This window comes from Streptomyces sp. TOM-9 (genome assembly GCF_056858595.1).
This window is the reverse complement of sequence record NZ_JBXEQB010000001.1, coordinates 7,444,528-7,470,042: the sequence shown is the minus strand read 5'-3', so window position 1 is coordinate 7,470,042 and position 25,515 is coordinate 7,444,528. Positions and strand designations below refer to the sequence as shown.

Below are 25,515 nucleotides of genomic sequence, written 5' to 3'. Positions count from 1 at the left end.
CCATCCGGGGAATGCCGGAGAACAAATAATGCGCCTGCGGGAGATGAATTCCGTCAGGCGCACATAGGTTTCATGGGTACCACAACTGCAACCAGGACACCTTAGCACAGACCGTGCCCCGGACGACGGAGCGCAGGGCGGCGGCAGGGACGGGACGGCGTGCGGGCACCGTCGGTCACGACGCGTCCACGCGGCAGCGTGAAGCGCCCACCCGTCCCTCTCCCGGAGGCTCGGCACGCCCCCGCCCGGGGGCGCGGGGACACGTCCCCGCCCTCCCCCGGTGTCCCGGATCCCGGCCGGCCGGGACCGGCCGGGATTCCGCGTCGTCAGCGCAGCAGCTTCACCGCCTCGACCACCAAGGGGTCCAGCCCCTCCGCCCCGGCGTCGACGAAGTCGAGGAGACGGGTGCGCATGCGCGGGTCCCAGAACCTGCCGATGTGCCCCGCGACGGCCTCGGCCGCCCGGTCGCCCGGCAGATGGACGAGGTTGGCCGCGATGTCGTTGGCCATCCGGCGCTCCGCCGGCACTGCGCCGGCCACCTCAGTCCACCACCGTCAGCAGCTGGTCCCTGTCACGCTCCTGGCCCCGGTCCCGGTCGTGTTCCGCGCCGTCGGCCCGCCGCGGGCGGGCGAGCCCCACCTGCACGGCGGTCACCTTGTACTCGGGGCAGTTGGTCGCCCAGTCGGAGTTCTCCGTGGTCACCACGTTCGCCCCGGTCACCGGGTGGTGGAAGGTGGTGTACACGACCCCGGGCGGCATCCGGTCGGAGATCTCGGCCTTCAGCGTCGTCTCCCCCACCCGGCTCGCCAGGGTCACCGTGTCGCCGTCCACGATGCCGCGGACCTCGGCGTCGTGGGGGTGCAGCTCCAGCACGTCCTCCGGGTGCCAGGCGACGTTGCCGGTACGGCGGGTCTGCGCGCCCACGTTGTACTGGCTGAGGATCCGTCCCGTGGTCAGGATCAGCGGGAAGCGCCGGGTGCTGCGCTCGGCGGTCGGCACGAAGGTGGTGACCACGAACCGGCCCTTGCCCCGCACGAACTCGTCCACGTGCATGATGGGCGTGCCCTCGGGGGCCTCCTCGTTGCACGGCCACTGGACGCTGCCCAGCTTGTCCAGCAGCTGGAAGGACACACCGGTGAAGGTCGGCGTGACCTGCGCGATCTCGTCCATGATCTGACCGGGGTGGTCGTACGCCATGGGATGGCCCATGGCGGTGGCGATCTCGGAGACGATCTGCCACTCGTGCTTGCCCGTCTTCGGCTTCATCACCGCGCGCACCCGGTTGATGCGGCGCTCGGCGTTGGTGAAGGTGCCGTCCTTCTCCAGGAAGGACGCGCCGGGCAGGAAGACGTGCGCGAACTTCGCCGTCTCGTTGAGGAACAGGTCCTGGACGACGACCAGTTCCATTGCCTCCAGCGCGGCGGTGACGTGCTTGAGGTTGGGGTCGGACTGGGCGATGTCCTCGCCGTGCACGAACAGGCCGCGGAACGTCCCGTCGATGGCCGCGTCGAACATGTTCGGGATGCGCAGCCCGGGCTCGGCGAGGATCGTGCCGCCCCAGAGGTTCTCGAACACGGTGCGCACGGCGTCGTCGGAGACGTGCCGGTAGCCGGGCAGCTCGTGCGGGAACGAACCCATGTCGCAGGAGCCCTGGACGTTGTTCTGGCCGCGCAGCGGGTTCACCCCGACGCCGTCGCGGCCGAGGTTGCCGCAGGCCATGGCCAGGTTGGCCATGCCCATCACCATGGTGGAACCCTGGCTGTGCTCGGTGACGCCCAGACCGTAGTAGATGGCGCCGTTCGGGGCCTGCGCGTACAGCCGTGCCGCCGCGCGCAGTTCCCCGGCCGGCACGCCGGTGAGCTCCTCCACGGCCTCCGGGCTGTTCTCCGGGCGGGCGATGAACTCCTCCCACTCGTCGAAGTCCTCGCACCGCGCGTCCACGAAGGCCCGGTCGACCAGGCCCTCGGTGACCACCACGTGCGCCATGGCGTTCACGACGGCCACGTTGGTGCTGGGCCGCAGCTGCAGGTGGTGTTCGGCCTGGACGTGCGGGGAGCGCACCAGGTCGATGCGGCGCGGGTCGACGACGATGAGCTTGGCGCCCTCGCGCAGCCGGCGCTTCATCCGCGAGGCGAACACCGGATGCCCGTCCGTGGGGTTGGCGCCGATCACCATGATGACGTCGGCCTCGGCGACGGACCGGAAGTCCTGGGTACCGGCCGACTCGCCGAAGGTCTGCTTGAGCCCGTACCCCGTCGGGGAGTGGCAGACCCGGGCGCAGGTGTCGACGTTGTTGTTGCCGAAGGCGGCGCGCACCATCTTCTGGACGACGTACACCTCTTCGTTCGTGCACCGCGAGGAGGTGATGGCGCCGATCGCGCCCGACCCGTAACTCTGCTGGAGCGCGCGCATCCGGCGGGCGACCGTGCCGATCGCCTCGTCCCACTCGACCTCGCGCCACGGGTCGGTGATCTTCTCGCGGACCATGGGCTTCAGCACCCGGTCGGGGTGGCTGGCGTAGCCGAAGGCGAAGCGGCCCTTCACGCAGGAGTGGCCCTCGTTGGCGCCGCCGTCCTTGTACGGCACCATCCGCACCAGCTCGTCGCCGCGCAGCTCGGCCTTGAAGGAGCAGCCGACGCCGCAGTACGCGCAGGTGGTGACCACCGAGCGGGTGGGCATGCCGAGTTCGACCACCGACTTCTCCTGGAGCGTGGAGGTCGGGCAGGCCTGCACGCAGGCCCCGCAGGAGACGCACTCGGAGTCCATGAAGCTCTCGCCGGCGCCGGCGGAGACCTTGGAGTCGAAGCCGCGCCCCTCGATGGTCAGCGCGAAGGTGCCCTGCACCTCGCCGCAGGCGCGGACGCAGCGCGAGCAGGCGATGCACTTGGACGCGTCGAAGTCGAAGTAGGGGTTGGAGGTGTCCTTCTCGGCGTCGAGGTGGTTCGCGCCCTCGTAGCCGTAGCGGACCTGCCGCAGCCCGACCACGCCGGCCATGTCCTGCAGCTCGCAGTCGCCGTTGGCCGGGCAGGTCAGGCAGTCCAGCGGGTGGTCGGAGATGTACAGCTCCATGACGCCCTGGCGGAGCTTCTCCACCTTGGGGGTCTGGGTCCGCACGCTCATCCCGTCCGCCACCGGCGTGGTGCAGGACGCCGGGGTGCCCCGCCGGCCGTCGATCTCCACCACGCACAGCCGGCAGGAGCCGAAGGGCTCCAGGCTGTCGGTGGCGCAGAGCTTGGGGATGTCGATGCCGGCGAGCGCGGCGGCGCGCATCACCGACGTGCCCTCCGGCACGGTCACCGGCATCCCGTCCACTTCCACCGCGACCGTCGCCGCGCCGGGGCGCTCCGGTGTGCCGAAGTCGGGTTCCTTCAGGAGTGTCATGCCGTGCCCTCCGTCCTTCCTCCATGGGCGTGCGTGCGTGGGATCGCCCGGCCGGGGTCGCGGGCGAGGAAGTCGTCGGGGAAGTGCGCGATGGCGCTGCGCACGGGCATCGGCGTGAGCCCGCCCATCGCGCACAGGGAGCCGTCGGTCATCAGCTCGCACAGGTCCTCGAGCAGGGCCAGGTTCTCGTCCCGCTGCTGACCGGCCACGATCTTGTCGATCACCTCGACGCCGCGGACCGATCCCACCCGGCAGGGCGTGCACTTGCCGCAGGACTCCTCGGCGCAGAACTCCATCGCGAACCGCGCCTGGGCGGCCATGTCGACGCTCTCGTCGAAGACGACGACGCCGCCGTGGCCCAGCATGGCGCCCGCCTCGGCGAACGCCTCGTAGTCCATCGGCAGGTCGAACATCGACGTCGGCAGGTAGGCGCCGAGCGGCCCGCCGACCTGCACCGTGCGGACCGGCCGCCCGGAGAAGGTGCCGCCGCCGTACTCCTCGACCAGCTCGCGCAGCGTGACGCCGAAGGCGGTCTCCACGATCCCGCCGCGGGCGATGTTGCCGCCGAGCTGGAACACCTGGGTGCCGCGCGAGCGCTCCACGCCGAGTTCCCGGTACGCCTTGGCGCCCTCGGCGAGGATGACCGGCACCGTGGCGAGGGTGAGGACGTTGTTCACAACCGTCGGCTTGCCGAACAGCCCCTCGATGGCGGGGATCGGCGGCTTGGCCCGGACGGTGCCGCGCTTGCCCTCCAGGCTCTCCAGCATGGAGGTCTCCTCGCCGCAGATGTACGCGCCGGCGCCGACGCGTACGTGCAGGTCGAAGTCGAGCGGGGACCCGAGGATGCCCTCGCCGAGCCATCCCTGCTCGCGCGCGATGCCGATCGCCGCGCGCATCGTGGCCACCGCGTCGGGGTACTCGGAGCGGATGTAGAAGTAGCCCTCGCGGGCGCCGACGGCGTGCGCGGCGATCGTCATGCCCTCGATGAGCATGAAGGGGTCGCCCTCCATGACCATGCGGTCGGCGAAGGTGCCGCTGTCGCCCTCGTCGGCGTTGCAGCAGACGAACTTGAGTTCGTCGGCACAGTCCATGACGGTCTTCCACTTGATGCCGGCCGGGAAGCCGGCGCCGCCGCGGCCGCGCAGTCCGGAGTCGGTGACCTCCGTGACGACGTCGGCGGGGGCCATGCCGAGGGCGGTGCGCAGTCCGGCCAGGCCGCCGTGGCGCAGGTAGTCCTCCGGCGAGAGGGGGTCGGTCACCCCGACCCGGGAGAAGGTGACCCGCGTCTGGCGGGCCAGCCAGGGCAGTTCGTCGACGACGCCGAGGCGCAGCGGGTGGTCGGCGCCTTCGAGCATGCCCGCCGCCAGCAGTCCCTCGACGTCCGCGGGGGCCACCGGACCGTAGCCGACGCGGCCGACCGGGGTGACCACCTCGACCAGCGGCTCCAGCCACAGCATGCCGCGGGAGCCGTTGCGCACCACCTCGACGGGCGCCTCCCGCTCCGCCGCGACGCGCCGCAGCGCGTCCGCCACCTCGTCCGCGCCGACCGATCTGGCCGCCGAGTCACGCGGGACGTAGACCGTCACCGTGGAGTCGGAAGAATCCTTCATCATGCCACCGTCCCCTTGAGGATGGAGCCCAACCGGGCCGTGCCCACTCGTCCGTACAACCGGCCGTTCACCTCGACCGCCGGCCCCAGGGCGCAGTTGCCGAGGCAGAAGACCTGCTCGACGGTGACCGAACCGTCCGGGGTCGTCTCCCCCAGGGCCAGTCCCGCTTCCCGCGCGTAGCCCACCAGCGCGTCGGACCCGAGGGCCTGGCACGCCTCGGCGCGGCAGATGCGCACCGTGGTCCGTCCGGCCGGCTCACGGCGGAAGTCGTGGTAGAAGGTCACCACTCCATGGACGTCCGCCCTGGAGAGGTTGAACTCGTCGGCGAGCACCGGTATCGCCTCTTTCGGCACGCAGCCCAACTCGGCCTGCAGGGCGTGCAGTACCGGGATCAGCGCACCGCGCTGATCCCGATGATCAGCCACAACCGTCCGGACCACGTCTTCGACCGTCATGTCACTCCCGCCGATCGTCATTGACCACTCCGCCTTCGCCAGGTCGAGGAGTTCGGGCGCGGGATCGTCACAGAGCCGCTTCGCCTTCCCGACGGTGCCGGCAGTACACGGCGACGATACCGCATACAAACTTCTGCATACAGAATCCTGCAGCCAGGACTTTCCCAAGTCCCGGCACCCGGGCGCGCCTTGTCGCGACCGAAAGGCATGTTGCATACCAAAACCTGTATACTGACCGTTCCCGCCGCCGGCGACCCTCACGGCGGCCACCAGTGCACAGCCGTCGGCCCACAGGCTCGGTGGCAGAACGGGGGAACCATGCGTGAGGCCCTGACGGCCGCGGCGACCCGCCGGGTCGCCCGCCCCGCACCACTGCGCCAGGCCGTGTACGACGCCCTGATCGAACTGATCATCAACGGCTCCCTCACACCGGGCCAGCACCTGGTCGAGGCCGAACTCGCCGACCACCTCGGGGTCTCCCGCCAGCCGGTGCGCGAGGCACTGCAGCGCCTGCAGACCGACGGCTGGGTCGACCTGCGCCCCGCCCAGGGCGCCTTCGTGCACTCCCCCACCGAGGAGGAGGCCGCCCAGCTGCTCGGCGTCCGCTCGGTGCTGGAGACGTACTCGGCCCGGCTCGCCGCCGAGAACGCCAAGCCCGAGGACGTCGAACGCCTCTGGGAGCTGCAGAAGGAGGGCGTCGAGGCGCTCGCCGGAGGCGACGTGGAGCGCCTGGTCACGGCCAACACGGCGCTGCACTCCTTCATCACGTCCATCGCCGCCAACGCCGTGCTGGCCGAGCTGATCTCGCAGGTGAGCCGGAAGGTGCGGTGGTACTACACCCCCATCGCCAAGCCCCGCGGCAAGGACGCCTGGAACGAGCACGCCCAGCTCATCAAGGCCATCGCCAAGGGCGACGGCGACCGCGCCGGCGAGATCATGCGCAAGCACACCGAGCGCACCGGCGACTACCGCAAGGCGGTCGCGGCGGGGGCGACGGCGCTGAGCTGAGCCGCCCGGCCCGCCGCCGACGCGGCCACGTCCGCGGCCTCGACCGAGGGGTGGACGGCCGAGGAGCCCAGGGCGTCGCGTAGTTCGCGCAGCCACGGCAGCACGGTGCGCAGCACGACCTCGCGGCCCGCACCGTCCTCCCCGAGCATCGCGTCGGCGGGGACGAGGACCGGGTCGGCCAGGACCGTGGAGGTGGCACTGCCGTGCGGTCCGCCTCCGTCCGGCCGGGCCGGGACGAACAGGTCGGGCGCGTGCGCGGGCACCAGCCACAGGGTCAGCCCGTCCCCGGCGGCCAGCGGCAGCGACGACCAGACGTAGCTGTCGGCCTCCCCCGCCGCGACCACCTCGCGCTTGCGGCCGCGCAGGGCGACGACCTCTCCCGAGCGGGTGGCGGTCGCGCCCGCGGCGCCGTACGCGCCGTCCGTACCGTCCGCCAGGGCGAGGCTGCTGAGGTGGCGTCCGGCGGCCGTCTCGCCGCGCACCCAGCGGCTCCCGCACGCCTCGATCACGGCGACCGCCGCGTAGTGGGACTGCAGAACGGCCGCGGTCACCGGGCAGGTCCCGGCGATCCGCGCGACGACCTCGGCGGCCTCGGCCGGACCCCGGCCACCGCCGCCCAGGTCGGCGGAGACGGTCAGCCCGAGCAGCCCCGCCTCGCCCAGGGCGCTCACCGCGCCGCGCGGGAAGCTCCCCTCCCGGCCGGTCCGCTCGGCACGGGGCGCGATGACGTCGCTCAGGACACGGGAGAAGGCGTTGCGGTACGACACGAGGTGACCCCCTCGGGAACGGTTGCTGATCTGCCGTCAGGCAGCGGATGTGGGCACGCCGACGGACGGGGCGGCCGGGCACGCGGGTGCGTGCGGGCCGGCCGCCCCGCCGGCGTGCGCGCGGACCAGCCGCCGGGAGCAGCCGTCCCGCGTCTCCCGGCAGGTTGCCGTCCGCCGGTCCGCGCGCAGGTCCTGGTGGGGGCTTGGGTGCCCCGGGTGGTTCAGGGGCGCGGGTCGATCTCCCGCAGCAGCCCCGTCGTGACGTCGAAGACGAACCCCCGGACGTCGTCGGTGTGGGGCAGGAACGGGGACGTGCGCACCCGCTGCATCGACTGCCGGACGTCCTGGTCGACGTCCTGGAACGCCTCCACCGCCCAGGCGGGGCGCTGGCCGACCTCCAGCTCCAGCTCGTGGCGGAAGTCCTCGGTGAGGGTCTGCAGACCGCAGCCGGTGTGGTGGATCAGTATCACGCTGCGGGTCTTCAGGGCGCGCTGGCTGATGGTCAGCGAACGGATGGTGTCGTCGGTGACCACACCGCCGGCGTTGCGGATGGTGTGGCAGTCGCCCAGTTCCAGGCCGAGGGCGGCGTGCAGGTCGATCCGGGCGTCCATGCAGGCCACCACGGCCACCTGGAGCACGGGCCGGGCGCCCATGCCCGGGTCGGTGAACCCGGCGGCGTACTTGCGGTTGGACTCCACGAGGCGGTCGATGACCGTCTCCCCGCCCGGGGCGCTGCCGCCGGGCTGTGCGGAACCGTACGTTGACGTCGTCATGACTTCCGGTGCGCTCCTTTTCTGGTGCGGCCGTCCACGTGCTCCGATCATCCACGCGGGCTGCCGGTCCGGGGCGGACCACGGCGGCTCCTGCCGCTCCCGTGTCCGCCCGGCGGTCGATAGACGGGGTGTATCAACGCAGGCCGGACCGCACCGCGCACCGGCCCCGGTACGGCGGCGGGGTCCGCGGCGCCGGCGAGCCGCACACCGGGCGCCGTCCGTACGGCGGCGGGGCGCACCGCCGGGTCGTGTCACTGCCGGTGGAACGGCGCGCGTGGTCCGCGGTCATGTCAGATCACTCCCAGTGCTTTGAGCCCCGGCAACTCGTCCTCGTGGATGCCGAGTTCGGTGGTGTAGATGTCGTGGTTGTGTTCGCCGAGGAGGGGTGAGCGGTGGATGGTGGTGGGTGAGTCGGAGAGTTTGAGGGGGTTGCCGACGGTGGTGTAGGTGCCGCGTTCGGGGTGGTCGACTTCGACGACGATGTCGTTGGCCTTGAGGCTGGCGTCGTCGATGATCTCCTTGGTGGACAGGATGGGCCCGCACGGGATGTTGTGGGTGTTGAGTTCTTCCAGGACCTGCCATTTGGGCAGGGTGGTGGTCCATTCCTCGATGAGCTGGAACATCTTGGCGAGTTTGGGCAGCCGGGCTTCGGGGGTGGCCCATTCGGGGTCGGTGGCGAGTTCGGGGTGGCCGATGAGTTCGGCCAGGGGTTGCCAGCCGACGGGCTGCACGATGACGTAGACGTAGTCGTTGGGGCCGCCGGGGGCGCATTTGACCGCCCAGCCGGGCTGTCCGCCGCCGGAGGCGTTGCCGGAGCGGGGGACTTCGTCGGTGAAGTCCTCGTTGGGGTACTCCGCCAGTGGTCCGTGGGCCAGGCGCTGCTGGTCGCGGAGTTTGACCCGGCACAGGTTGAGCACCGCGTGCTGCATGGCGACCTGTACGCGTTGTCCGCGGCCGGTGTGGGTGCGCTGGTACAGGGCGGCCAGGATCCCGGCGACGGCGTGGACCCCGGTGCCGGAGTCGCCGATCTGGGCGCCGGTGGCCATGGGCGGACCGCCTTCGAAGCCGGTGGTGGCCATCGACCCGCCCATCGCCTGCGCGACGACCTCATACGCCTTGAACGCGGTGTAGGGGCCGTCCCCGAAGCCCTTGATGGAGGCGTACACGATCCGCGGGTTGATCTCCTGGATCCGCTCCCAGGTGAACCCCATCCGGTCCACCGCGCCCGGCCCGAAGTTCTCCACCATCACATCACTGCGCGCGATCAGCTCGGTCAGGATCTCCCGCCCGCGCGGGGTCTTGGTGTTCAGCGTGATGCTCCGCTTGTTCGCGTTCAGCATCGTGAAGTACAAGCTGTCCACCCCCGGCACGTCCCGCAACTGACGCCGCGTGATGTCACCCCCCGGGGCCTCCAGCTTCACCACGTCCGCACCCAGCCACGCCAGCAACTGCGTCGCCGACGGACCCGACTGCACATGCGTCATATCCAGGACGCGCACACCTTCGAGTGCCTTGGTCACAACGGCCACCTCACAAGTCCAACGACGGGTCGGGAGTGGTGCGTCGGGATCCCATACTGCAGATTGCATACCGTATGGAGTAACCATGGTTGCGGCCCGCACGGTGGATGTCCAGAGAAGGAGGGCAAAGATTTCCCCCGCGCTCCCTATGGATGACCCACGGTCACCGTGTTAAATTAACATGAAGATTCGTTTTTTAATCGAAGGATGAATCCATGCCGAAGGTCACGCAGGAGTACATGGAGGCCCGCCGCAGGCAGATCCTGGACGCGGCGCGCCGCTGCTTCCTGCGGGACGGGTTCCACTCCACGTCCATGCAGGACCTCTTCGCGGAGTCGGGCCTCTCGGCGGGCGCGGTGTACCGGCACTTCGCCAGCAAGAACGAGATGATCACGGCCATCGTCGAGGAGAGCATGCGTGACGTCCTGACGATGGTCCACGGTGTCGCCGAGCAGCGGCCCACCAGCTCCGTCGGGGACCTGATGGCCGGTGTCTTCGACATCGTGAAGGCCAAGACGGCCGAGCAGAACATCGCCGGGCTGTCCGTGCTGGCCTGGTCCGAATCCCTGCGGAACCCCTCACTGGCCGAGCAGTTCAACGACCTGCTGGCCCAGATGCGCTCCGCCCTCACCGAGGTCGTCCGGGAACACCAGCAGAGCGGCACCCTGACGCGTGAGGCCTCCCCCGAGGCGATCGGCGCCACGCTCCTGTGCACGCTGCCCGGCTACATCCTCCACCTGGCCATGGGTGACTCCGAGGCCGTCGAGGGGGTTCCCGACGCGCTCCGCGCGCTCTGGCCCGATGCGGCAGCGTCCTGACACCGCGCCGCGCACGGCGGGCCGGGGCGCTCAACGCGGCATCGGCCGGCCGGGCATCTCACGGACCTGGGCCTCCAGGTGCAACCGGCACCAAGTGTGCTCCGGGGCGGCCAGGTCCCACAGTCCCGCCAGGAACCGCACGTCCACACCGACCGTCACGGCACGGCCCGGGCCCCTCCCCGCGATGTCCAGCCGGACCAGGGCGGCGGCGTCGGTGATGCCGTTGAGCGTGAGCATCACGATGAGGGCCCGGCGGGTGCCGGTGTCGTCATGGGGACGGACCAGCCGCAGCTCCCCACCGGAACCCGCGAGCTGGCGCCCCAGGTCCGTCCGGCCCCACGACAGGCGCCGCGAGCCGCCCCCTTCGTCCGCGCCGGGTATCCGAAAGCGCACCAGCCCCCCGGCCGGTCCGCCGGCGCCATGGCCGACGAGGTACGCCTCCACGAGGTGCAACGGCAGGGACGGGAAGAGCCGGTCGCGGCGCCCGCTGCGCAGCCGGTTGCCGGCGCCGCGGTTGCCGTCGCCGCCGTCCGGAGACGGCGGTGAGGCATGGGGCAGCCGGCGTCCGCGCCTCATCCGTGCCTGTGCAACGGCTTGCCCGCGAGAGCGAGGAACGCCTCCCCCAGGGCCTCGTTCTGGGTCGGGTGAGCGTGGACGAGGGGGGCGACGTCGCCCGGATGGGCTTCCCAGGCGACCGCGAGCTGCGCCTCCGCGATGAGCTCGCCCACCCTCGCACCGACCATGTGGACCCCCACCACCGGGCCGTCCTTCTCACGGACCAGCTTCACGAAGCCGGACGTACCGATGATCTGGCTCTTGCCATTGCCCGCCAGGTCGTACTCGACGCTCTCCACCCGGTCGGCACCGAACTTCTCCTCGGCCTGCGCCTGCGTCAGGCCGACCGACGCGACCTCCGGGTCGCAGTAGGTGACGCGGGGGATGTGGGCTTCGGCGATCGGTGCCGGGGCCAGACCGGCGATCTCCTCCGCGACGAAGATCCCCTGCTGGAAGCCGCGATGCGCGAGCTGGAGACCTTCGACGACGTCCCCGACGGCGTAGACGCCGGGGACCCGGGTACGGAGGCCGGCGTCGACCTCGACGAATCCGCGGTCCAGCGTCACGCCGACGTCCTCGAAGCCCATGCCGGCCGTGCGGGGTCCCCGCCCGACGGCGACCAGCAGGACGTCGGCCTCCAGGGGCTCGCCCGCCTCGATGCCGACGAGGACCCCGCTCGCGCTCTGCTCGACGGCTGCGACCCGGACGCCGGTGCGCACGGTGACCCCGCGGCGCCGGAAGGCACGTTCCAGGGCCTTGCCGCAGGACCGGTCCTCGTTCGGGACCAGGCTCGGGAGCGCCTCGACGATGGTGACGTCGACGCCGAACGAGCGCCACAGGCTCGCGAACTCGACACCGATGACACCGCCACCCAGGATGACGGCGCTGCGCGGAAGCTCCGGCAGGCAGAGCGCCTGCGTCGACGACAGGATCCGGCCGCCGAACTCCAGCCCCGGCAGGCTGCGGGCGACGGATCCGGTGGCCAGGACCACGGCCTGCGCCGCGCAGTAGTCGTCCTCGCCGACCCGCACGGCCGTCGGCGACACCAGGTGCCCGCGTCCCCGGACCAAGGTCACGTCATGGGCCGCGACGAGTCCTTGCAGCCCCTTGTACAGGCGGTCCACGACGCCGTCGCGATAGGCGTACACGCCGGGGACGTCGATGCCCTCGAAGGAGGCACGGACGCCGATCGACGCGGCGTGCCGCGACAGTTCGGCGACCTCGGCGGCGTGCAGCAGGGCCTTGGTCGGGATGCAGCCGCTGTGCAGGCACGTTCCGCCGAGCTTGTCCTCCTCGACGAGGGCGACGCTGAATCCCAGTTCCGCGCCACGGAGCGCGGCGGCGTAACCGCCCGATCCACCGCCGAGGACGACGAGGTCGAAAGTGCTCCCGGTCATGCTGCGTTCTCCTTCTCCTCGCGTTCGCCGGTGTTCACAGCAGGATCCGCAGCGGGTGTTCGAGCACGTCCACGAACTCCTTCAGCCACTCGGCCGCGGTGGCGCCGTCCACCGCCCTGTGGTCGACGGCGAGGGTCAGCCGCAGGACGGACGCGACGTCGACCGCACCGTCCTCGACGACGGCTTCCTGCCGCACCGCGCCGACAGCCAGGATCGCGGCCTGCGGCGGGTTGATGATCGCCGCGAAGTCCTCGGTGCCGTACATGCCGAGGTTGGTGATCGAGATCGTGCCGCCCTCCAGTTCGTCCTGCCGGAGCCGGCGCTCCTTCGCACGGGCGATCACGTCCTTCGTCGCCGCGGCGACGCCGCTCATCGACAGGGACTGCACACCGCGGACCACCGGGGTGACCAGACCTCCGTCGGTGGCGACGGCCACGGCGATGTCGACGTCCGAGAAGTGCCGGATCGAGGTGTCGTTCCACTGCACGTTCATCGCGGGAACGCCCGTGTGCGCGGACGCGATCGCCTTGACGAGCAGGTCGTTGATCGACACCCGCACGCCCTGGCCGGCGTTGATCTGCTGCCGCAGTGCGAGCAGCGCGTCGACGCGTGCGCTGCCGCGCAGATAGAAGTGCGGCGTGTCCCGCTTGCTCTCCGTCAGCCGGCGGGCGATGGCCGCCCGCATCCGCGTGTTGGGGACGTCCACGAAGCGCGGGGCCGCCGCCGGGGCCGGACGTGCCGCGTTCTCCGCCCCGGTGTCCGCCGGCGCCGCCGCCTCCTGCCGGGACGGCCGGGCGGCGGCCGCCTCGACGTCGGTGCGCCGGATGCGTCCGCGCGGGCCGCTCCCCGCCACGGCGTTCAGATCGACGCCGAGCTCGCGTGCGAGACGTCGCGCCAGCGGACTGGCGAAGAGGCGCTCGCCCCCGTCGCCTGCCGCCCCGGTGGGCGCCGGAGCGACCGCGCCCGGCGGCGCCGAGGCCGCGGAGGCAGTCACCGGAGCCTGTCCGCCGCCCAGCGAGGCCACCAGTTCGTCGACCGCGGACGCCGGCTCGTGCGGCGACCCCCAGACCGCGATGGGCGTACCCACCGGCACCGTGGTGCCCGCGTCCACCAGGAGGCGCAGGAGGACGCCGTCGCTCTCGGCCTCCACGTCGACCACGGCCTTCTCGGTCTCCACCGTGACGATCGAGTCGCCTGCCGCATAAGGGGTGTTCACCCCGACGTTCCAGGACTCCAGGATCGCCTCCGCGGTGTTGGCGGCGATCTCGGGCATCCGCAGCAGCTCAGCCATTGTTCTGCCCCCGCGTGATCTCGCGGAGCTTGGCGACGACTTCCTCGGTGGAGGCGAACGCGGCACGCTCCAGGACCTTGCTGATGCTCGGCGACGCCTCGCCGCCCGTCACCCGCTCGACCGGGGCGTCGAGCCAGTCGAACAGCCGCCGGTGGATCTCGTCCGCGAGCCAGCCGCCGTAGGAGGTGCCGAGGGCGCCCTGCTCGGCGATGAGCACGTTGTTGGTCTTCTGCACCGACCGCGTGATCGTGTCCCAGTCCAGGCTGGCCCGGTCCAGCCAGCGCAGGTCCACGACCTCGGCGTCCACTCCCGTCCGCTCCACGGCCTCCAGCACGGCCGGCGTCATCGCGAGATAGGTGAGGATGGTCAGGGCCGCGCCCTCACGGCGTACGGCGGCCTTGCCGACCGGCAGGTGGTGGTCGTGGTTGTCCGGCAGCCCCGGACCGGTCGAGTTGTACAGATCGACGTGTTCGAGGACCACCACCGGGTCGTCGCAGGCCAGGGCGGTGTTCATCAGGCCGACGTAGTCGAACGGCGTCGACGGCGCGACGATGCGCCAGCCCGGCGCCGTCGCGAAGATGCCGGCCGGGTCCATCGAGTGCTGCGACCCGTAGCCGGTGCCGGTGGCGACCTTGCTGCGCAGGACGAACGGCACCTTGCCCTCGCCTCCGAACATGTGGCGGGCCTTCCCGATCTGGTTGAACAGCTGGTCCGCCGCCACCCACATGAAGTCGGCGTACATGAACTCCACGATCGGGCGGAACCGGCCGTCCAGGGCCAGTCCTCCCCCGAGGCCGGCGAACGCGTTCTCCGATATCGGCGTCCCGACCACGCGGTCGGGGAACGCCTCGCTCAGGCCGCGGGTGGCGCCGTTGGTGCCGCCGTTGAGGCGGTGCACGTCCTCCCCCATCACCACGACGCGGGGATCGGTCTCCAGCCGGCGCCCCATCACCCCGGCGACGGCGCCGATGAACTTGACGTCGGTCAGGTCGTCGGCGAAGTCCCCGGCGTCGGTGAACTCGATCCCGGCCAGCTCCGACAGGTCGCCCCGGACGCCCTCGTCGACGAAGGCCGGGTCCGGCCACTCCGAGGGCACGATCCGCCGCTCACCCGGCTTTCCGCCCGGCCGCGGTTCGAGGATGACGTCGCCGAGCTCGATCATGAGGCCCTTGGCGCGCTCGATCGTCTCGGCGACCGCCTTCTTGGTGAGGATCCTGCGGCGCACCAGGTGTCGCACGATGGTGTCGAGGGGGTCGCGGGCACGCCACTGCGCCTCCTCCTCCCTGGTCCGGTAGCGGAACGCCGAACCGGCGAAGGGGCCGTTCTGGTGGAAGTAGCGGTAGACATCGGCCTCGATCATCGTCGGACCGTCGCCGCTGCGCATGTGCGTGAGGGCCCGTTGTGTCACGAGGTGCACGGCCAGCGGATCCATGCCGTCGACCTTCCAGCTGCGGATGCCGAAGCCCGGGCCGCGGCCGGACAGCCTTGGCTCCGCGGTGACTTCGGATACGTGGGTGGACACGGCGTACAGGTTGTTCTCGACGAAGAAGCACAGGGGCAGCGACCACGCCGCCGCGAGGTTGAGGGTCTCCAGCGTGGATCCGATGTTGATCGCGCCGTCGCCGAAGAACGTGAAGGCCACCGCGTCGGTCCCGGCCTCCTTGTGCGCCCAGGCGGAACCGGCCGCGAGCGGTACCCCACCGCCGACGATCGCGTTCGTCCCGATCGCGCCGGCCTCGTGCCACTGCAGGTGCATGCTGCCGCCCCGGCCGTGGCTGAAGCCGCGGTCCAGTCCGCAGATCTCGCGCAGGCTGCGCAGGAGCAGGGCCCGCACGTCCTCGGGGAACGGCTTCGTCGGCTCGATGCCCTTCGGATGCAGATGGGCGAGCGCCTTGGCGAGGAACTGGTGATGGCCGCGGTGCGAGCCGTTCACGGTGTCCTGCGACGTCAGGGCGAAGCACGCGCCGACCGCCCCGCCCTCCTGGCCGATGCTGGAGTGCGCGGGACCGTGGATGAGTCCGTCCGCGGCGAGCTCCAGGACGTACTCCTCGAAGGTCCGGATCAGCACCAGCTGGCTGAACATGCCCGTCAGGAGGTCCGGAGCCGCGGCGTCCCAGTCGTCCTGGGTGACGACGAACTCCGACCAGGCGGCGTTGGCTTCGAGTGTGTTTTCCGCAGGCATCGGGTGCCCCCTTCGATCAACCGGAGTGCATCGACCCTGCCACAGGGTTGGATCCAATGACAAGGTTCCGCTCGACAGATTGGCGGATGGACGGGACCATTGCGGCGATGTTCGGATCCAAAGGAGGAAGATCATGACTCTGCCCGGCCTCATGCGCCTGGACCACATCGGCTTCACGGTGCCGGACCTGGACCAGGCGCACGCATGGCTCGTGGACGTCCTCGGCTGCGAGTACCTGTACTCGATCGGCCCGTTCAGCGCGACGGACGGCTGGATGGCGGAGCACCTGAACGTGGACGCGGGCACGGTCATGCGCCGGCTGAGCTTCTACCGGTGCGGCGAGCAGGCGGTGTTCGAGGTCTTCGCGTACCAGGCGGACGCACAGCGGAAGGACGTCCCGCGCAACAGCGACGTCGGCGGCCACCATGTCGCGCTGTACGTCGAAGACCTCGACGACGCCGTGTCGTTCCTGAGAGCGAGGGGCGTTCCCGTGCTCGGCGACCCGACCGCCAGCGCCGGGCCGTCGGAGGGACAGCGGTGGGTCTACTTCCTCTCGCCGTGGGGGATGCAGTTCGAGCTGGTGTCGTATCCTGAGGGCAAGGCCTTCGACCGCGACCCGTCACAGTTCAGAGGTGACCGCTCTTGACCCCCGCGCAAGCTCGCGATCCGCGCGGGTCGGACAGCGTCAGGAGCCGGCACATCGCGGGCATCCTGCGCGAGGAGATCCTCGCCGGCCATCTGACGCCCGGAACCTGGCTGCGCCAGGACGAGATCGCCGCGCGCCTCGGCACGAGCCGGATCCCGGTCCGCGAAGCGCTGCGGATCCTGGAGTCCGACGGCCTCACCGAGTCGTTCCCCAACCGGGGCTCCCGCGTGCCGATGCTCAGCCTCCAAGAGGTGAACACCTACTACCGGATGCGCGAGCGCCTCGAGCCGCTGACCCTGATCGAGTCCCTCCCCCATCTCGCCGACCACCACGTCGAGCACCTGGAAAGCCTCCAGGACGAGATCGAGAACCAGGGCGACGTCAACCGGTTCCTCCTGCTGGACCGCGAGTTCCACATGACCACCTACGCGGGGTGCCCCAGCGACCACCTGCGGGCCATCACCGAGCGGCTCTGGAACTCCACCCAGCACTACCGCCGTGCGTTCATGGTGCTCGCCGACCCGGACCGGGCCACCATCGTCAACGCCGAGCACCGGCTGATCCTCGACGCCGTGCGGCGCCGCGATCCCGAGGACGGTGAGCGGTACCTGACCGGTCACATCCGCCGCACGAGGGTCCAACTCACCGCGCACCCGGAACTCTTCGCCGAGAAGCACTGACGCGAGCGGGACACCGGAGCTCCCGAGGAGCCGACCGGCGTCCCGCCCTGCGCGCAGCGCGCTCGGCCGCGCCTTGCGAACCCCGGGTCCGGGGCACCGATATCCACGCTCTAAATGTATCCAACTTGAGACGATGGAGGGCGCGCACGCCACAACACCCCTGGCGCACCACCACGGCGGAGCCTACAGTGGATCCAATCAAGGTTCATGGATGCCCATGCCACGAGGAGAGCGCCGTGCCTATCGCCACCGTCAACCCCGCTACCGGTAAGCTCGTCGAAGAGTTCGCTCCACTCACCGAGGAACAGGTCGGCCAGCGGCTGACGCGGGCGGAAGCCGCGGCCGCGACGCTCCGGGCGACCGGCTTCGACACCCGCGCCCGGTGGATGCGGGCGGCCGCGGACCTGGTCGAGGCCGAGGCGGACCGGACGGCGCCCATGCTCACCGTCGAGATGGGCAAGCCGATCGCGCAGGCCCGCGCGGAGGTCCTCAAGTGCGCCCACGCGATGCGGTTCTACGCGGACAACGCCGAGACCCTGCTGGCCGACCAGCCGCTCGCCGACCCGCGGACGGTCAAGGCCTCGGCCGCCTACACCTCCTACGAGCCTCTCGGCGTCGTCCTCGCCGTCATGCCGTGGAACTACCCGCTGTGGCAGGTGATCCGCTTCGCCGCGCCCGCGCTGATGGCCGGCAACGTGGGCCTGCTCAAGCACGCCTCCAACGTCCCGCAGTCCGCGTTGTACCTCGACACGCTCTTCGAACGGGCGGGCTTCCCGGTCGGGTCGTTCCAGGCGCTCCTGATCGGGGCAGCCGGCGTCGAAGCCGTCGTCCGCGACCGGCGCGTCGCCGCCGTGACGCTCACCGGGTCCGAGCCGGCCGGGCGGTCGATCGCGGCGGTCGCGGGCTCGGAGGTGAAGAAGGCCGTGCTGGAGCTGGGCGGGTCCGACCCGTTCATCGTGCTGCCCTCCGCCGACGTCCGCGCGGCGGCCCGGACAGCCGTGACCGCGCGCACGATGAACAACGGCCAGTCGTGCATCGCGGCCAAGCGCTTCATCGTCCACACCGAGGTGTACGACGAGTTCGTCGAGGCCTTCGTCGCGGGCACGAAGGCGCTGACCGTCGGCGACCCGCTCGACGAGGACACCGACATCGGGCCGATCGCCACGGAGTCCGGTCGGCGCGAGCTCGCCGAACTGGTCGACGACGCCGTCTCGCAGGGTGCCGTCCTGCGGTGCGGCGGGTCCGCGGTCGGTACCGAGGGGTGGTTCTTCGAGCCGACGGTGCTGGAGGAGGTCACCCCCGCGATGCGGGTGTACCGGGAGGAGGCCTTCGGTCCGCTGGCCGTGGTCCACCGGGTCGACGACATCGCACAGGCCGCGGCGCTCGCCAACGACACGGCCTTCGGCCTGAGCTCGTCGGTGTGGACCACCGACCCCGACGAGGAGCGGTTCCTGATCCCCCGGCTCGAGGCGGGCGCCGTCTTCGTCAACGGCATGAGCGTCTCCTACCCCGAACTGCCGTTCGGCGGCGTGAAGGACTCGGGCATCGGCCGCGAGCTCGCCGCGGAAGGCATCCGGGAGTTCTGCAACCTCAAGACGGTCTGGAAGGGCTGACGGGAGCCGCTCCCGCAGAGCACGACCAGGACGCCCGCCGAGCGGCGGGCGTCCTGGTCGTGCTCAAAGTGGCTTTTCCGCCCAGCGGTTCAGCGTCCCGCTTTTGTCGTCATAGGTGAGCCAGGTCCCGTCGCCGAGCGGACGCACATAGCTGTCGACAGGGCCCGTGGGATAGTCGACCGTCCCGCGTACCTCCAGGCTGTGGGCGTCGAGCAGCCAGTGGCGGGCCTGTTCGGGGTCCTCGGCGGAGTCGATCGTCGAGGCGATGACCGTGTCGGCGTCCACGAAGCCGCAGCCGTAGTCCCAGCAGGGCGGGTCCTCGTCGTCGGCCGGATCGGGCGAGACCTCGGCGAGCACGGTGCCGTCCGGGGCGTGCAGTTGCAGGTCGCACCCGCTGTGCTCGACGGTCAGGAAGCCCGGATGCCCCGCATGGACGTCCATCAGGATGCGGTCCATGCCCTCGTTCAGGTCCCAGCCGGTCAGCTCGCCGCCGTCCCGGCGCGCCCAGTGCAGCAGGATGCCGTCCTGGCCCATGCCGATGCACAGGCCCATGTGGACACCGTCCGGGTGGGACAGATGATGCGAACCGGACGCCGCGCTGCCCAGCGGCAGCCGGGCCAGCTCCCGGCCGTCCCGGGCGTCCAGGACGACCCAGCGCTCCTCCCACTCGCCTTCCGCCGGCTCGGCCACGACATGCGCCCAGACGAGCCGGCCGTCGTCCGAGACCCGGCAGGATCCGTGCTCGTGACCGGGGCACACCTCCTGCTCGTCCCCCGTGTGCGGGTGGTCGATCTCGGGGCCCCAGCAGGCGTGCCGGTACTCCCACAGGGTCCCGCCGCCCCTGCCGACCGCCCGTACGGCGCGCTGGCCCGAGAACACCGCGAACGTGCCGTCGGGACTGACCGAGTGGACGCCGCGGTCCCACCCGGGCCAGGGAAGGGGGAAGACGGCGGCCGGCCCGCGCTCACCCGCGAAGACCTCGCCCAGGTCGTGGACCTCCAGCTCACGCCCGTTGCCCAGCAGGGCGCGGCACGCACCGCCCCCGCGGCTCTCGAACGCGAAGCCGTTGACGAGTGCGCCCCCACCCGGGAGCTGCACCGAGTCGCGCAGTTGTGCGGTGATCGACATGGCCCGAACGTAGCGGACCCCACCGACAGCGGGTCACAGGACCCGGAGGATGTCCTCGACGCGGTCCTTGGCGTCGCCGAAGAGCATGGCGGAGTTGTCGCGGTAGAAGAGGGGGTTCCGGACCCCGGCGTAACCGGAGGCCATGGAGCGTTTGAAGACGATGACGTTCTCGGCGTTCCAGACCTGCAGGACGGGCATGCCCGCGATGGGCGAGCCCGGGTCCTCGGCGGCCGCGGGGTTGACGGTGTCGTTGGCGCCGATGACGAGGACGACGGCGGTGTCGTCGAAGTCGTCGTTGATCTCGTCCATCTCCAGCACGATGTCGTAGGGGACCTTGGCCTCGGCGAGCAGCACGTTCATGTGGCCCGGCAGCCGGCCCGCGACCGGGTGGATGCCGAAGCGCACGTCGACGTCGCGCTCCCTGAGCTTGCGGGTCAGCTCGGCGATGCCGTACTGGGCCTGGGCGACGGCCATGCCGTAGCCAGGGGTGATGATCACCGAGTCGGCGGAACCGAGGAGCTCGGCGACGCCCTCGGCGGTGATCTCGCGGTGCTCCCCGTAGTCCTTGTCGTCGGCGGGGCCCGCCTCGATGCCGAACCCGCCGGCGATCACGGAGAGGAAGGACCGGTTCATCGCCTTGCACATGACGGAGGACAGGTAGGCGCCCGAGGAGCCGACCAGGGCGCCGGTGATGATCAGCAGGTCGTTCTCCAGCAGGAATCCCGACGCCGCGGCCGCCCAGCCGGAGTAGGAGTTCAGCATCGACACGACGACCGGCATGTCCCCGCCGCCGATCGAGGCGACCAGGTGCCAGCCCAGGGCCAGCGCGACGACCGTGACCGCGACCAGCAGCCACAGCGCCGGGTCGATCACGAACCACGTGGTGAGGACGGCGAAGGCGGCCAGGGCGCCCAGGTTGAGGAGGTTCTTGCCGGGCAGCATCAGCGGGGCCGACTTGATCCGCGCCGAGAGCTTGAGGAACGCCACGACCGAGCCGGTGAAGGTGACCGCGCCGATGAAGACGCCGATGAACACCTCGGCGGAGTGGATCCCGAGCAGGTCCTGGGCCCGCAGCGCGCCGGCCTCGGCACTGCCCGGGCCGTCGAGTGCGGCCTCCACGTGCAGGTAGCCGTTCCAGCCCACCAGCACCGCCGCCAGCCCCACGAAGGAGTGCAGCAGGGCGATCAGTTCGGGCATCCCGGTCATCTCCACGACCCGTGCCCGCCACAGTCCGACGGCGGCGCCGACCGCCACGGCACCGGTCATCAGGGCCAGACCGGCTCCGGAGATGTCGTGGTCGATCGCCAGCACGGTCGTCGCGGCCAGGGCCACCGCCATGCCGCCGATGCCGAAGGTCTTGCCGGCCTTGGCGGACTCGTGGTGGGACAACCCGGCCAGTGCCAGGATGAAGAGCAGGGCCGCGACGATGTAGGCCGCCGCCGCGCCGGTCTCGACGGTCATCAGATCAGACATGGCAGAGCCCCTTCAGCTTCTCGAGAACATGGAGAGCATCCGGCGGGTCACTGCGAAGCCACCGAAGATGTTGACGGAGGCCAGCAGGATCGCGATCGTCGAGAGCGCGGTGACGACCCCGCCGTTCGGGGGCCCGTCGTGCCCGATCTGCATCAGGGCGCCGACCACGATGATCCCGGAGATCGCGTTGGTCACGCTCATCAACGGCGTGTGCAGGGCGTGGTGCACCTGCCCGATCACGTAGTAGCCGATCACGATCGCCAGCGCGAACACCGTCAGGTGCCCGAGCAGCACCGGCGGCGACAGGGCGGCGAGCAGGAACAGCACCGTGGCACCGACGCCGACCACGGCGAACCGCCGCCGGGCCGACACCGGCGACCTGCCCTGGGAGCCGGCCGGTTTCGCCGCCGGAGACGCGGCGGCGGGGGTGGCCGCCGGGGCGGCGGACACCTGGACCGGCGGCGGCGGCCAGGTCGGCTCGCCGTCGCGCACCACGGTCATCGACCGCTGCACGACGTCGTCGAGGTCCAGCACCAGCCGGCCGTCCTTGGCCGGGGTCATCAGCTTCATCAGGTTGACCAGGTTGGTGCCGTACAGCTGGGACGCCTGCGCGGGCAGCCGGCCGGGCAGGTCGGTGTAGCCGATGATCGTCACACCGTTGTCCGTGACCACCGCCCGGTCCCTGACCGTGCCCTCGACGTTGCCGCCGTTGGCGGCCGCCAGGTCCACGATCACGCTGCCCGGCCTCATCGAGGCCACCATCTCCGCGGTGATCAGCGTCGGCGCCGGACGCCCCGGGATCAGTGCCGTCGTGATCACGATGTCCATCTCCGTGATCCGGTCCGTGTACAGCTGCGCCGCACGGGTGTTGTAGTCCTGCGACATCTCCTTCGCGTAACCCGTCGCCGACACCTCCACCTCGCCGGCGTCCTCGGCCTCGACCGAGAGGTACGCGCCGCCCAGCGACCTGACCTGGTCGGCGACCTCGGGCCGCGGGTCGGTGGCGTACACGACGGCACCCAGGCTTCCGGCGGCACCGATCGCGGCCAGACCCGCCACCCCCGCACCGCAGACCAGCACCTTCGCCGGCGGCACCTTGCCGGCGGCCGTCACCTGGCCGGTGAAGAAGCGGCCGAAGACGTGCGCGGCCTCCACCACCGCCCGGTAGCCGGCGATGTTCGCCATCGAGGACAGCACGTCCAGCGACTGCGCCCGCGAGATACGGGGCACCGCGTCCATGGCCAGCGCCGTGATCGGCCGCCGCGCCAGGTCCTCCACCAGCGCGGGATCGAACGCCGGGCTCATGATGCCCACGACCGTCGCGCCCGGCTTCAACCCGTCCAACTGCTCGGGCGAGAGGGCGTTCACACCGAGCACGACGTCCGCCGCGAGCGGGTCACCCAGACTCGCGCCGGCCCCCGCATAGGCCTCGTCCGGGAAGCTCGACAGCGCCCCCGCGCCCGGCTCCACCACGACGTCGTACCCCAGCTTGACCAGCTGGACCACCGTGGCGGGAGTCGCGGCAACGCGCGTCTCGCCACGGCGGGCTTCGCTCACGATTCCGATCAGCATTCCCAGAACTCCAGGTGTCGAAGGTGCAGGGCATTGGGGGGGACGGCCGTCACGCCGACCAGGAACGCCATCCAAGACCGGTGGCGGTCTTGGATGGCGTCGGCCCGGGGACCCGCGATCAGGCGACGGGCTTCGACAACCCGCCGTCGACGCGCAGCACCTGACCGGTCATGTAGGAGGCGTCGTCGGACGCCAGGAACGCCGCCGCGGCGCCGATCTCGGCGGGCTCGGCCCAGCGGTCGAGGCGGATGCCGAGCCCCTTGGCCATGCCGGCCCGGACCTCTTCGGCGCTCTTGCCCTGCTGCTTGGCCATGGCCTCGGTCTTGGTGAGCCAGCCCTCGGTCTTCGTCATCCCCGGGGAGATGGCGTTGACCCGGACGTTGCCGGCCGCCGCCTCGGTCGCCAGGTAGCTCGTGAGCGCGACCACGCCCGCGTTCACGATGGCCGTGGGGCCGGTGTTCGGGATCACCGCGTGCGCGGTCGCGCCGACGACGTTGATGATGCTGCCGCTGCCGGTCCGGCTCAGGAGGGGGAGGGCGGCCTGCGCGACACGGAGGAACCCGATCAGCTTCGTGTCGAAGGCGGACGCGACGACGTTCTCGTCGGCCTGCTCCAGGGGGGAGGGTGCGAGCTGCGGACCCGCGTTGTTCACGACGATGTCAAGGCTGCCCTGCCACGCGTGCACCTCCGCCAGCGCGTTGTCGACGGACTCCGCGTCGGTGACGTCCACGACGACGGAGAGCACGTCCTCCGCGCGCCCATCGGCGGTGAGACGACCGGCCGCGGCCTTGACGGCCGCTTCGTCCCTGGCCGCGATCGCGACCTTGGCACCGCGCTCGAGCAGCGCCTGCGCGATGGCGTAGCCCAAGCCCCGGCTACCACCGGTCACGAAAGCCGTCCGGCCCTCCAAGTTCCAACCTGCGGCCATGTTCGGTTCCTCCAGTCAGCGGCTGATCCTTCTGCCGAGAGTGGATCCGACGCTCGAAGGCCGCAGCAAGCAGCGCTAACGCCCGGTTCACAGGTGGACCGACAGGCCGGCTCACCCCTACCGGCCGGGTAACGGAGCGCGGCGCACACTGAGCCGTGCGCAGCCTGCTCCGAGGCGAGGGACCGCCAGGTCCCCCACGGGTGCGCGCACCAGACCGTCACCGGTGGTGCGCATGTGTCTCCCCTACCCGCGACTTCCGCATGGCAAAGGACCTCTGATGGCGATTCCGACGTTTGGACCGAACGCGGTCGACTGGGAAACCCGTATCGACATGAACAGGCTCCGCGACGAGCGACTGGCGCGTCTGCGCGCCTCGTTGGAGCAGTCCGACCTCGGAGCCGTCCTGGCCTTCGACTTCGCCAACATCCGGTACATGACCTCGACCCACATCGGCACCTGGGGCATCGACAAGATGATCCGGTTCTCCCTGCTGGTCAGGGGAGGGGAGCCGATCGTCTGGGACTTCGGTTCGGCCGCCAGGCACCACCAGCTGTACAACCCGTGGCTGGACTACTCGAACGCCCAGGCCGACGGCGATCCGCACGGAGCCCACCACGGAGCCGACGCCCGCAACCCCAGCGGTGCCCGCGCCGGCATCTCGACGCTGCGCGGCGCCATCAACCCGCTGGTCGGGATGGCCGACTCCGTCGCCCGGAAGATCAAGCACGAGCTCGAGCTCTACGGGCTCCTGGACGAGCCGCTCGGCGTCGACGTCATCGAACTCCCGGTCCTGGCGGCCCTGCAGAACGCGGGCGTGACGGTGGTGGACGGCCAGCAGGTGTTCATGGAGGCCCGGCGCATCAAGACCCGCGACGAGATCCACCTGCTCACCCACGCCTGCTCGATGGTCGACGCCGCCTACGAGAACCTCTACGAGTTCCTCCGGCCGGGTGTGCGTGAGAACGAGTGCGTGGGCGTGGTGGCGAAGACCCTCTACGACCTCGGCTCGGAGTTCGTCGAAGGCGTCAACGCGATCTCCGGGGAGCGGTGCGCGCCGCACCCCCACGTCTTCTCGGACCGCATCGTGCGGCCCGGGGACCCGGCGTTCTTCGACATCCTGCACAGCTACAACGGCTACCGCACCTGCTACTACCGCACGTTCGCCGTCGGCAGCGCCTCGTCCGCCCAGCGCGACGCCTACACGCGGTGCCGCGAGTACATGGACGAGGCGATCAGCCTCGTCCGGCCCGGGGCCACGACGGCGGACATCGTGTCGGTGTGGCCGACGGCGCAGGAGTTCGGGTTCGCCGACGAGGAGGCGGCCTTCGCGCTGCAGTACGGCCACGGTGTCGGGCTGTCGATCTGGGAGAAGCCGGTGTTCTCCCGGCTGGTGTCCCTGGAGCACCCCGAGGTGCTGCAGGAGGGCATGGTGTTCGCGCTCGAGACCTACTGGCCGTCGAAGGACGGGTGGGGCGCGGCCCGGATCGAGGAGGAGCTCGTGGTGACCGCGGACGGCTGCGAGGTCATCACCAAGTTCCCTGCGGAGGAGCTTCTCGTCGCCGGGCGGCGCTACTTCACCGTCTCGGGACCCCTGCCGGCCGAGCGCGACTCCCAGTCGCACCTGAACACGTTCGCGGGGACCGGGACCAAGCGCCGGGAAGACGCCGCGGGTCTGTGACCGCGAGGACCGTCCGGAACCTCACACAGCGGCCGGCGCC

The 25,515-nt window shown here is 71.0% G+C and carries 21 protein-coding genes; 6 read left to right on the top strand and 15 right to left on the bottom strand.

The genetic code is table 11. The annotated features are described in order from the left end of the window. Positions 1–326 precede the first annotated feature (326 nt). The 4 genes from AC1VWI_RS34600 to AC1VWI_RS34585 are packed head-to-tail and all read right to left on the bottom strand — an operon-like array spanning position 327 to position 5,614. Positions 327–509 carry a formate dehydrogenase subunit delta gene (locus AC1VWI_RS34600; RefSeq protein ID WP_499514955.1) on the bottom strand — a complete coding sequence of 61 codons (183 nt, stop codon included), beginning with the start codon at positions 507–509 and terminating at the stop codon, positions 327–329. 31 nt (positions 510–540) lie between these two features. Next, positions 541–3,381 carry a formate dehydrogenase subunit alpha gene (fdhF, locus tag AC1VWI_RS34595; RefSeq protein ID WP_499514954.1) on the bottom strand — a complete coding sequence of 947 codons (2,841 nt, stop codon included), beginning with the start codon at positions 3,379–3,381 and terminating at the stop codon, positions 541–543. Further along, positions 3,378–4,991, bottom strand: a complete 1,614-nt coding sequence (locus tag AC1VWI_RS34590; RefSeq protein WP_499516983.1) for a formate dehydrogenase beta subunit — start codon at positions 4,989–4,991, stop codon at positions 3,378–3,380. Before AC1VWI_RS34590 ends, fdhF begins: the two co-directional genes overlap by 4 nt. After that, positions 4,991–5,614: an NAD(P)H-dependent oxidoreductase subunit E gene (locus AC1VWI_RS34585; RefSeq protein WP_499514953.1), complete on the bottom strand. Its 624-nt coding sequence runs from the start codon at positions 5,612–5,614 to the stop codon at positions 4,991–4,993. The genes AC1VWI_RS34590 and AC1VWI_RS34585 overlap by 1 nt, the downstream gene beginning before the upstream one ends. Before the next feature lie 150 nt (positions 5,615–5,764). Here AC1VWI_RS34585 and AC1VWI_RS34580 point away from each other — a divergent pair, with 150 nt between their 5' ends. Continuing rightward, positions 5,765–6,454: a GntR family transcriptional regulator gene (locus AC1VWI_RS34580; RefSeq protein WP_499514952.1), complete on the top strand. Its 690-nt coding sequence runs from the start codon at positions 5,765–5,767 to the stop codon at positions 6,452–6,454. On the opposite strand, the gene AC1VWI_RS34575 is transcribed toward AC1VWI_RS34580, so the two are convergent. The 3 genes from AC1VWI_RS34575 to frc form a co-directional block, all read right to left on the bottom strand. Continuing rightward, entirely contained in the window at positions 6,412–7,221 is an 810-nt protein-coding gene (locus AC1VWI_RS34575) for an acyl-CoA dehydrogenase family protein (protein ID WP_499514951.1), read from the bottom strand. The two genes, AC1VWI_RS34580 and AC1VWI_RS34575, sit on opposite strands and share 43 nt — an antisense overlap. Positions 7,222–7,442: 221 nt before the next feature. Next, on the bottom strand, positions 7,443–7,994 hold the full coding sequence (locus AC1VWI_RS34570; protein ID WP_499514950.1) for a beta-class carbonic anhydrase: 552 nt from the start codon (positions 7,992–7,994) through the stop codon (positions 7,443–7,445). Between the two features lie 290 nt (positions 7,995–8,284). Beyond that, positions 8,285–9,514: a formyl-CoA transferase gene (gene frc / locus AC1VWI_RS34565; RefSeq protein ID WP_499514949.1), complete on the bottom strand. Its 1,230-nt coding sequence runs from the start codon at positions 9,512–9,514 to the stop codon at positions 8,285–8,287. 215 nt (positions 9,515–9,729) lie between these two features. Here frc and AC1VWI_RS34560 point away from each other — a divergent pair, with 215 nt between their 5' ends. Further along, positions 9,730–10,332, top strand: coding sequence for a TetR/AcrR family transcriptional regulator (locus AC1VWI_RS34560; RefSeq protein WP_499514948.1), 603 nt, complete (start codon positions 9,730–9,732; stop codon positions 10,330–10,332). Between the two features lie 30 nt (positions 10,333–10,362). Here the strand turns inward: AC1VWI_RS34560 and AC1VWI_RS34555 are convergent, their stop codons facing one another. The 4 genes from AC1VWI_RS34555 to AC1VWI_RS34540 are packed head-to-tail and all read right to left on the bottom strand — an operon-like array spanning position 10,363 to position 15,757. Next, positions 10,363–10,908, bottom strand: a complete 546-nt coding sequence (locus tag AC1VWI_RS34555; protein WP_499514947.1) for a hypothetical protein — start codon at positions 10,906–10,908, stop codon at positions 10,363–10,365. Continuing rightward, positions 10,905–12,284 (bottom strand): dihydrolipoyl dehydrogenase, encoded by a 1,380-nt coding sequence (lpdA, locus tag AC1VWI_RS34550; RefSeq protein ID WP_499514946.1) that lies wholly within the window; start codon positions 12,282–12,284, stop codon positions 10,905–10,907. Before lpdA ends, AC1VWI_RS34555 begins: the two co-directional genes overlap by 4 nt. Positions 12,285–12,318: 34 nt before the next feature. Next, on the bottom strand, positions 12,319–13,575 hold the full coding sequence (locus tag AC1VWI_RS34545; RefSeq protein WP_499514945.1) for a dihydrolipoamide acetyltransferase family protein: 1,257 nt from the start codon (positions 13,573–13,575) through the stop codon (positions 12,319–12,321). Beyond that, the gene (locus AC1VWI_RS34540) at positions 13,568–15,757 is read right to left on the bottom strand and encodes a dehydrogenase E1 component subunit alpha/beta (RefSeq protein ID WP_499514944.1); all 2,190 of its coding nucleotides are present in this window, start codon (positions 15,755–15,757) and stop codon (positions 13,568–13,570) included. Before AC1VWI_RS34540 ends, AC1VWI_RS34545 begins: the two co-directional genes overlap by 8 nt. Before the next feature lie 133 nt (positions 15,758–15,890). On the opposite strand from AC1VWI_RS34540, the gene AC1VWI_RS34535 reads away from it, so the two are divergent. The 3 genes from AC1VWI_RS34535 (at position 15,891) to AC1VWI_RS34525 (ending at position 18,696) form a co-directional block, all read left to right on the top strand. After that, positions 15,891–16,403: a VOC family protein gene (locus AC1VWI_RS34535; protein WP_499514943.1), complete on the top strand. Its 513-nt coding sequence runs from the start codon at positions 15,891–15,893 to the stop codon at positions 16,401–16,403. Next, a complete protein-coding gene (locus AC1VWI_RS34530; RefSeq protein ID WP_499514942.1) occupies positions 16,400–17,083 on the top strand; it encodes a GntR family transcriptional regulator in 684 nt (227 codons plus the stop codon). Before AC1VWI_RS34535 ends, AC1VWI_RS34530 begins: the two co-directional genes overlap by 4 nt. A gap of 236 nt (positions 17,084–17,319) precedes the next feature. Continuing rightward, on the top strand, positions 17,320–18,696 hold the full coding sequence (locus AC1VWI_RS34525; protein WP_499514941.1) for an NADP-dependent succinic semialdehyde dehydrogenase: 1,377 nt from the start codon (positions 17,320–17,322) through the stop codon (positions 18,694–18,696). 63 nt (positions 18,697–18,759) lie between these two features. Here the strand turns inward: AC1VWI_RS34525 and AC1VWI_RS34520 are convergent, their stop codons facing one another. From AC1VWI_RS34520 to AC1VWI_RS34505, 4 genes are all read right to left on the bottom strand, one after another. Continuing rightward, a complete protein-coding gene (locus tag AC1VWI_RS34520; protein ID WP_499514940.1) occupies positions 18,760–19,824 on the bottom strand; it encodes a hypothetical protein in 1,065 nt (354 codons plus the stop codon). Positions 19,825–19,857: 33 nt separating this feature from the next. Continuing rightward, the gene (gene pntB, locus AC1VWI_RS34515) at positions 19,858–21,285 is read right to left on the bottom strand and encodes a Re/Si-specific NAD(P)(+) transhydrogenase subunit beta (RefSeq protein ID WP_499516982.1); all 1,428 of its coding nucleotides are present in this window, start codon (positions 21,283–21,285) and stop codon (positions 19,858–19,860) included. A gap of 24 nt (positions 21,286–21,309) precedes the next feature. Continuing rightward, positions 21,310–22,869, bottom strand: coding sequence for a Re/Si-specific NAD(P)(+) transhydrogenase subunit alpha (locus AC1VWI_RS34510; RefSeq protein ID WP_499514939.1), 1,560 nt, complete (start codon positions 22,867–22,869; stop codon positions 21,310–21,312). Between the two features lie 118 nt (positions 22,870–22,987). Beyond that, positions 22,988–23,797, bottom strand: a complete 810-nt coding sequence (locus tag AC1VWI_RS34505) for an SDR family NAD(P)-dependent oxidoreductase (protein WP_499514938.1) — start codon at positions 23,795–23,797, stop codon at positions 22,988–22,990. A 277-nt stretch (positions 23,798–24,074) separates the two neighbouring features. Between AC1VWI_RS34505 and AC1VWI_RS34500 the strand changes: the two genes are divergently transcribed. Next, the gene (locus AC1VWI_RS34500; RefSeq protein ID WP_499514937.1) at positions 24,075–25,475 is read left to right on the top strand and encodes a M24 family metallopeptidase; all 1,401 of its coding nucleotides are present in this window, start codon (positions 24,075–24,077) and stop codon (positions 25,473–25,475) included. The last annotated feature ends 40 nt before the right edge of the window (positions 25,476–25,515 follow it).